Source organism: Shigella sp. FC1544 (assembly GCF_001722145.1).
GTDB lineage: Bacteria > Pseudomonadota > Gammaproteobacteria > Enterobacterales > Enterobacteriaceae > Escherichia > Escherichia coli.
In genome coordinates, this window is sequence record NZ_MECT01000085.1 from 1 (window position 1) to 7833 (window position 7833).

The window sequence follows — 7833 nt, forward strand, 5'->3', positions numbered from 1 at the left end:
AGTTGCCATGTTTTACGGCAGTGAGAGCAGAGATAGCGCTGATGTCCGGCAGTGCTTTTGCCGTTACGCACCACCCCGTCAGTAGCTGAACAGGAGGGACAGCTGATAGAAACAGAAGCCACTGGAGCACCTCAAAAACACCATCATACACTAAATCAGTAAGTTGGCAGCATCACCTGAAAATGGTGTAATAATTGCCGCTATTTGCAGAAGAAACGGTACCAGTAAAGGTAGTGGTCATTGTTTCCTAGGTATCAAATACGCAATCTTGCAGACGAATCTGGAAACTTTTCGGCGTGGTGGTGCCGTTATTTTTCAGTTTTTCGGCACCGATATCACCCATATCAACTTCCAGTTTGTGATCGTCCGGAACGATAGAACACACTGAGTCTTCAATGGTGCCGTAAAAACGTGCAGTACCGTTGTTACCCGCAGCGATTGTTGCCGTAGAGGTGAACACGCCCATCACCATTGCCGCAGCAATAGCTGTTTTAACAAACTTACTCATTATTTGTCCTTAAACTATAAATAATTAAAAATATAAACATTGCAATACATTGATTCAGTCAATAGCCAATGTTTATACCCAGCCATTGAATACGGCATGCGATCCAAAAAGAACAGGTCGTAGAAAATTGTATTCGTTGGTGTGGGGCCGCATAGTGATGTTTCCACACCCCTGATGCAATTTAATTTTACTAAAGAGTAAATGTAGATTTAATTAATATATTGACAGAAGAAAGATTATCTTAAGGACATCCTTAAAAAATACGGAATAAGTATTTAGAAAAAATAGAAAGTATATCAATAATGAATATCAACAGCTTAAAAAACAAACAATGAACATATAATGCGATTGGCATTTATCTACTTTTGACAATATAATATATAAACACTATAGCCAGAATTTAATCAAGTTTCAATTACATCCTGCCTGATTATTCAACTCTATTATCTGTATTAATAAATGACAATGAGTGTCAAACAGACATTATTCATTTCAACATGTAACTTTGGGCAAAATCAAGATACGCGCAGAAGAATAATTTCCGAATGAATGTAGAAAGTGTTTTATTTATAGATAAGGAGAGTCTTCGATAGTAGTGAGGTTGACAGATATCCGCTGCCTGATGAGCAATTATGCCCAATGAATCTACCTCATTGGGCATAATTTGGAACACATCAGATAGCTTTTGCCATCTTCAGATTACACGGGCTCATCTGCCAGTTGAATGTACCATTTCCGCTTTCATCAAGCGTTACGCTGGCAATGGCCGAGGTGGTAAACATAGGCGGCGTTTCGCCCGGACATAACTCGGCAACCAGATACCCGACTAACGGTAAGTGAGAGATCACCAGTACCGAAGCAACACCTTCATTGGTCAACGCCTGCAAATAGGCACTGACCAGACCAACATCGCCGCAGGGCGTTAACTCCGGCAGAACTTCTGCACTGGAAGGCAGGTTCAGACAATCCCCTACTTCTTCCAGTGTTTGCTCGGCTCGCAGGAACGGGCTCACCAGAACGCGTTCGATTTCCACTTTTTGACCTTTCAGCCAGTTCGCCATCAGGCGAGATTCGTCACAACCATTAGTGGTCAGAGGACGAACCGAATCACTGGCGGCATCGAGGGCTGCGTCGCCGTGACGCATGATAAAAACTTGCATATTGCACCGCTTTTGTTAACCAGATTCGCCCATTTTCTTTCATCTGAAACCAGAGAAAGAAAACGGTGGCCGGCATTGTGCCTTATCCATTCACCGAATGAAACGCTGTTTTTTACCTCAATGGCGTAAGTATAGCCAATATGCGTTTACATTTTGACCAATACTCCGCCATTCAGCGCGGATTCATATAGCTTTGACCTTCTTATTGCAGGTCAGTTGCAGTTGTTTTCCAAAAACTTTCCCCACGCGCGCCCATCTCGACCAAACGCTCGCAAGGGGTAAAACGGGAACCATACTGCGTGGCCAGTCGTTGCATTATTGCAACCACTTCGCCCGCGCCGAGAGAATCGATATAGCGGAACGGTCCACCGAGAAATGGCGGAAAACCAATGCCAAATACCGCACCAATATCCCCGTCACGCACGCTACGGATAACCTGCTCATCAACACAACGTACTGCTTCATTCAGCATCAACATCACACACCGTTCAGCAACCTGCGGTGCGGAGAGTCGCCCCTGCCCTTGTGCGCCAATGAGCGGGTAAATGGCGGGATCGACCTGTTTTTTGCTTTTACGCCCTTTCTGACCATAAAGATAGAAACCCCGACCATTTTTTCTGCCTTTGCGATCGTCGTTCAAAATTGAAGAAACAACATTTGCAGGCGCGCTAAAACGTTCTCCATAAGCGGCTTCCAGTACAGGAATAATTTTAGTCCCGGTGTCGATTCCTACCTCATCCAAAAGTTGGATTGGACCTACCGGAAAACCAAATTTCACTAGCGCGGCATCAATGTGCTCTACCCGTTCACCTTTGGTCAGCATGCGGATAGCTTCATTAATGTAAGGCGCTAAGATGCGATTGACGTAAAACCCGGCTTTGTCACGCACGACAATGGGCGTTTTGCCCTGTTTTTTCGCCAGTTTTACCGTAGTGGCGATGGTTTGCGCTGATGTACCCGCATGAGGAATAATCTCCACCAGCGGCATTTTTTCCACCGGACTGAAGAAATGCAGGCCGATAACTTGCTCAGGTCGCGTGGCGTGAGCGGCGATATCACCAATCGGTAAAGATGACGTATTCGAAGCAAAGATGGTATGAGAGGCGCAATTTTGCTCAACTTCCGCCACCATCTGTTGTTTCAATTCGAGATTTTCAAACACCGCTTCAATAATCAGATCGCGATGGGCAAAGCCGCGATAGTCCGTCGTTCCGGAGATTAATGCCAGCTGTTTGTCACGTTCGCTGGCTTTGAGATGACGACGGCGAACTTTGCCCTCCAGCTGATCCCAACTGTACTTCAGCGCATGATTTATGCCCTGCGGGTTGATATCTTTAATTCTGACCGGAAGCCCCGCTTTACAAGCAGTGACATAAGCAATACCGCCGCCCATCAAGCCACCACCTAAAATTCCCACGCTGTTTAATGGCGCAGGCGGTGCATCACTACCGGGATCTTTCTTCACGTCCGTACTGGCAAAAAAGATACTACGCAGCGCCTGCGATTGTGGCGTCATCGCCAGTTCGCCAAACGCCCGAGCTTCGGCGTCATAACCGCTGCTGGTGCCCTGCGCTAATCCCGTTTCAACAACCTCCAGGATGCGTTCTGTCGCCGGATAATTGCCTTGAGTTTTGTGTTCTGTTTTCTTGCCGACCATTTTGAACAGCAGCGCACGACCTAACGGCCCCGCCAGAATACGCTCGCGTACAGGTAGAGGGCGGGAAGATGGGCGATCCTTCTTCGCCAGCTCAACAGCGACTTCCAGCAAAATGGAGTGCGGAACAACGTCATCCACCAGCCCCAGCTTTAATGCCTGTTTCGCCCGAAGTTGTTTTCCGGTGAGGATCATCTCTAATGCTGTGCTGACGCCTATCAGACGCGGTAAACGCTGGGTGCCGCCTGAACCGGGTAACAATCCAAGTTGTACTTCAGGCAAACCGAGCACCGTTTTAGGATCGTCAGTACAAACGCGACCGTGGCACGCCAGCGCCAACTCCAGCCCACCACCCAGGCAAGCGCCATGAATAGCCGCGATAACCGGAATGGGCAAAGCATGAATCTCCGCCATCAACTGTTGGCCCTGCCGCGCCAGAGCTTCCGCTTCTTGCGCCGTTTTGCAGTTGCCGATCATGTTGATGTCTGCTCCGGCGATAAAATTGTCCGGTTTCGCGGAGATAAACACCACGCCGCGCAACTCTTTGTTTTCACGGAGTTGCTTAATAATGGCGCGCACCTGCGAGGCAAATTCCGCCTTCAGGGTATTCATTTTCTCATCCGGTACGTCGATGGTGATGATAGCAATGTTGTCCAGACGAACATTAAGAGTAAACGCTGATGCCATTTCCATTATTCCGCCTCCAGAACCATTGCCGCGCCAAGCCCACCGGCAGCACAGGCGGTAACTAAACCAAATCCACCGCCGCGACGGCGAAGTTCATGCAATGTCTGGGTAATCATCCGCGCGCCGGTCGCCGCGAAGGGATGCCCGTAAGCAATCGAACCGCCAAGCACGTTAAATTTGCTATCGTCCACTTCGCCAGTGGCATGTGCACGCCCCAGTACTTCACGAGCAAAACGTTCACTACCCAGCAACTGAATATTCGCCAGTGTCTGAGCTGCAAAGGCTTCGTGCATATCGATCAATGTCAGATCGCTCATTGTCAAACCGGCACGTTCCAGCGCCAGCGGTGTTGACCAGGCCGGACCGAACAACATGTCCTGCCAGACATCAATCGCAGTAAATGCGTAGCTGCGCAGATACCCCAGCGGCACCAGCCCTAATTCTTTCGCCCGGGATTCAGTCATCAGGATCACCGCTGCCGCGCCATCGGTCAGCGGCGTACTGTTTGCCGCCGTTACCGTTCCGTGTTTGCGATCAAACGCCGGGCGCAGCTTTGCGTAATCGGCAAGCGAGGAATTACCGCGAATATTGTTGTCTTCGACAAGCGGTTGTTTATAAGGAGGGATAAAGGCAGTCATCACCTCTTCTTTGAGTTTTCCGTCTGACCATGCCTGAGCGGCACGCTGATGCGAACGGTGCGCTAATGCATCTTGCTGTTCTCGGGTGATGCCGTAGGTTTTCGCCATTTGCTCTGCGGTGTCACCCATCCGCAAGCCGGTAGAATATTCTGCTACTGCAGGCGGTACGGACATTAAATCGCGCAAACGCAGGCGAGAGAAGAGTTTCAGGCGCTGGCTCATGGTTCGAGCTTTGTTGACATCAACCAGCACGCGCGCCAGTTTTTTACTGACGCCAATTGGCAATACGGAAGAGGAATCTGCCCCACCGGCAATCCCCGCTCGGATAGTTCCCGCCATCAGGCTTTCTGCGACGTTTGCAACCGCCTGGAAACTGGTAGCGCAAGCGCGGCTGACGCTGTAAGCATCGGTATGCACATTCATTCCGGTACCGAGAACAATTTCACGCGCAATGTTGGGGGCTTCAGGCATTTGTACGACCTGACCAAAGACCAGCTGTTCAATCACTTCAGCGGGGATCTCGCTGCGTGCCAGCAGTTCGCCTACCACCATCTTCCCTAAATCAACCGCGGGAATGCCATGAAAAGCCGTCGCCTGGCGGGCAAAAGGCGTACGTAAACCGCTAACAATGGCGATACGATCGCCCTGGCGGGTAACCAGCGGTAAAACCTGACCCATAACACTCCCCTGTAAAAAAATAAATAAAGTGGTCTGACCTGATCATAGTCTTAACCATTTTTTACATTTAGCCAAGCGGAGAAAAAGGAAAGTGGGAGCTATGACACAGTGAAGACAGGAGAAAGAAAAGAAAACGCCCCTGCCAGCAACTGACAGGGGCGAACGTACCCGAGAGGAATTAACGCAGACCCAGCTGGAAGATCAGCATTTCAGCTTCGCAGGCAAAAGTGAAATCGATATCCAGGCGCACACCGTCAGACTCTTCAGTGAAAGTCGGGGAGATTTTGCACGGTTCGGATTCCACGCTACGGGCTTTTTCAGTCAACGCCGCCAGCGTTTGTTCTGCTTCTGCGCGGTTTGCAAACACGCGGCTGTAAGACGCGGTGCAGTCGGAGTTGTCCATAATGGTGCCAACATCCATACAGCAGCAAACCGGGGTTTCATCAGCACTACATTTACTCATCGTTGATTTCCTCTGTATGTGCACCCAAGGTGCCAGATAAACGTTGTGGATATTTTACGCTTCCGGAAAGTGCTGCTCCAGTTGTTAATTCTGCAAAATCGGATAAGTGACCGAAATCACACTTAAAAATGATCTAAAACAAAATTCACCCGAATCCGCGAGTGCGCAACCTCCAAATTTTGCCAGCTGGATCGCGTTTCTTAGATCATATTTGAAAAAAGATGGAAACATACTTGCAACATTCCAGCTGGTCCGACCTATACTCTCGCCACTGGTCTGATTTCTAAGATGTACCTCAGACCCTACACTTCGCGCTCCTGTTACAGCACGTAACATAGTTTGTATAAAAATAAATCATTGAGGTTATGGTCATGAGCCAGAAAACCCTGTTTACAAAGTCTGCTCTCGCAGTCGCAGTGGCACTTATCTCCACCCAGGCCTGGTCGGCAGGCTTTCAGTTAAACGAATTTTCTTCCTCTGGCCTGGGCCGGGCTTATTCAGGGGAAGGCGCAATTGCCGATGATGCAGGTAACGTTAGCCGTAACCCCGCATTGATTACCATGTTTGACCGCCCGACATTTTCTGCGGGTGCGGTTTATATTGACCCGGATGTGAATATCAGCGGAACGTCTCCGTCTGGTCGTAGCCTGAAAGCCGATAACATCGCGCCTACGGCATGGGTTCCGAACATGCACTTTGTTGCACCGATTAACGACCAATTTGGTTGGGGCGCTTCTATTACCTCTAACTATGGTCTGGCAACAGAGTTTAATGATACTTATGCAGGCGGCTCTGTCGGGGGTACAACTGACCTTGAAACCATGAACCTGAACTTAAGCGGTGCGTATCGCTTAAATAATGCATGGAGCTTTGGCCTTGGTTTCAACGCCGTCTACGCTCGCGCGAAAATTGAACGTTTCGCAGGCGATCTGGGGCAGTTGGTTGCTGGTCAGATTATGCAATCTCCTGCCAGGCAAACTCCTCAAGGGCAAGCATTGGCAGCTACCGCCAACGGTATCGACAGTAATACCAAAATCGCTCATCTGAACGGTAACCAGTGGGGCTTTGGCTGGAACGCCGGAATCCTGTATGAACTGGATAAAAATAACCGCTATGCACTGACCTACCGTTCTGAAGTGAAAATTGACTTCAAAGGTAACTACAGCAGCGATCTTAATCGTGCGTTTAATAACTACGGTTTGCCAATTCCTACCGCGACAGGTGGCGCAACGCAATCGGGTTATCTGACGCTGAACCTGCCTGAAATGTGGGAAGTGTCAGGTTATAACCGTGTTGATCCACAGTGGGCGATTCACTATAGCCTGGCTTACACCAGCTGGAGTCAGTTCCAGCAGCTGAAAGCGACCTCAACCAGTGGCAACACGCTGTTCCAGAAACATGAAGGCTTTAAAGATGCTTACCGCATCGCGTTGGGTACCACTTATTACTACGATGATAACTGGACCTTCCGTACCGGTATCGCCTTTGATGACAGCCCAGTTCCGGCTCAGAATCGTTCTATCTCCATTCCGGACCAGGACCGTTTCTGGCTGAGTGCAGGTACGACTTACGCATTTAATAAAGATGCTTCAGTCGACGTTGGTGTTTCTTATATGCACGGTCAGAGCGTGAAAATTAACGAAGGCCCATACCAGTTCGAGTCTGAAGGTAAAGCCTGGCTGTTCGGTACTAACTTTAACTACGCGTTCTGATAACGCGTTCGCCTGGATAAAGTCACCTGCATAGCAGGTGACTTTAACTCCCCCACTTCACCGAAAGTAGTGTCCTCATTGCTTACCTCCTGAGTTTTGCAAACAGCCTGTTGGCAGCTTGCCCTTTCAAATCAATAAGCGGTATCCACAGACAAACCTGAAGGGAAAGGCATATTTTCAGGCGTTCTGCTCGTCCTTCTCAAAGAGTTTACTTTTCTGCATTTCCAGGATACTCCCGTTACTTTATTCGTACCCCTTATAATGGGGTGTTAGCCAGCCAGACCCGGCATGATTACTGCCCCCAGTCGTCCATGATCCGGGGGGTGATGTCAC

6 protein-coding genes and 1 pseudogene are annotated in these 7833 nt (G+C 49.2%); 1 reads left to right on the top strand and 6 read right to left on the bottom strand.

The window, feature by feature from the left end:
• The 6 genes and pseudogenes from BGK49_RS06130 to BGK49_RS06155 all read right to left on the bottom strand — a co-directional run.
• A partial coding sequence (locus BGK49_RS06130) for an IS1 family transposase (RefSeq protein WP_001422013.1) occupies positions 1-122 on the bottom strand: 122 nt, incomplete at its 3' end.
• Between the two features lie 56 nt (positions 123-178).
• Positions 179-508 (bottom strand): annotated as a pseudogene (locus BGK49_RS06135) (fimbrial protein); the annotation flags it as partial.
• 674 nt (positions 509-1182) lie between these two features.
• Positions 1183-1668, bottom strand: a complete 486-nt coding sequence (gene sixA, locus BGK49_RS06140; protein ID WP_001195819.1) for a phosphohistidine phosphatase SixA — start codon at positions 1666-1668, stop codon at positions 1183-1185.
• Between the two features lie 202 nt (positions 1669-1870).
• Positions 1871-4015, bottom strand: a complete 2145-nt coding sequence (fadJ, locus tag BGK49_RS06145) for a fatty acid oxidation complex subunit alpha FadJ (protein WP_000424994.1) — start codon at positions 4013-4015, stop codon at positions 1871-1873.
• Complete coding sequence (gene fadI, locus BGK49_RS06150) at positions 4015-5325, bottom strand: acetyl-CoA C-acyltransferase FadI (protein ID WP_000531964.1); 1311 nt, start codon at positions 5323-5325, stop codon at positions 4015-4017. The genes fadJ and fadI overlap by 1 nt, the downstream gene beginning before the upstream one ends.
• A 178-nt stretch (positions 5326-5503) precedes the next feature.
• A complete protein-coding gene (locus BGK49_RS06155; protein WP_000030901.1) occupies positions 5504-5788 on the bottom strand; it encodes a YfcZ/YiiS family protein in 285 nt (94 codons plus the stop codon).
• Between the two features lie 371 nt (positions 5789-6159).
• Between BGK49_RS06155 and fadL the strand changes: the two genes are divergently transcribed.
• On the top strand, positions 6160-7500 hold the full coding sequence (gene fadL, locus BGK49_RS06160) for a long-chain fatty acid transporter FadL (RefSeq protein WP_005025042.1): 1341 nt from the start codon (positions 6160-6162) through the stop codon (positions 7498-7500).
• The last annotated feature ends 333 nt before the right edge of the window (positions 7501-7833 follow it).

Coding starts and splice junctions, on each gene's coding strand:
- sixA (WP_001195819.1), bottom strand. CDS start 1,668: ATGCAAGTTTTTATCATGCGTCACGGCGACGCAGCCCTCGATGCCGCC.
- fadJ (WP_000424994.1), bottom strand. CDS start 4,015: ATGGAAATGGCATCAGCGTTTACTCTTAATGTTCGTCTGGACAACATT.
- fadI (WP_000531964.1), bottom strand. CDS start 5,325: ATGGGTCAGGTTTTACCGCTGGTTACCCGCCAGGGCGATCGTATCGCC.
- BGK49_RS06155 (WP_000030901.1), bottom strand. CDS start 5,788: ATGAGTAAATGTAGTGCTGATGAAACCCCGGTTTGCTGCTGTATGGAT.
- fadL (WP_005025042.1), top strand. CDS start 6,160: ATGAGCCAGAAAACCCTGTTTACAAAGTCTGCTCTCGCAGTCGCAGTG.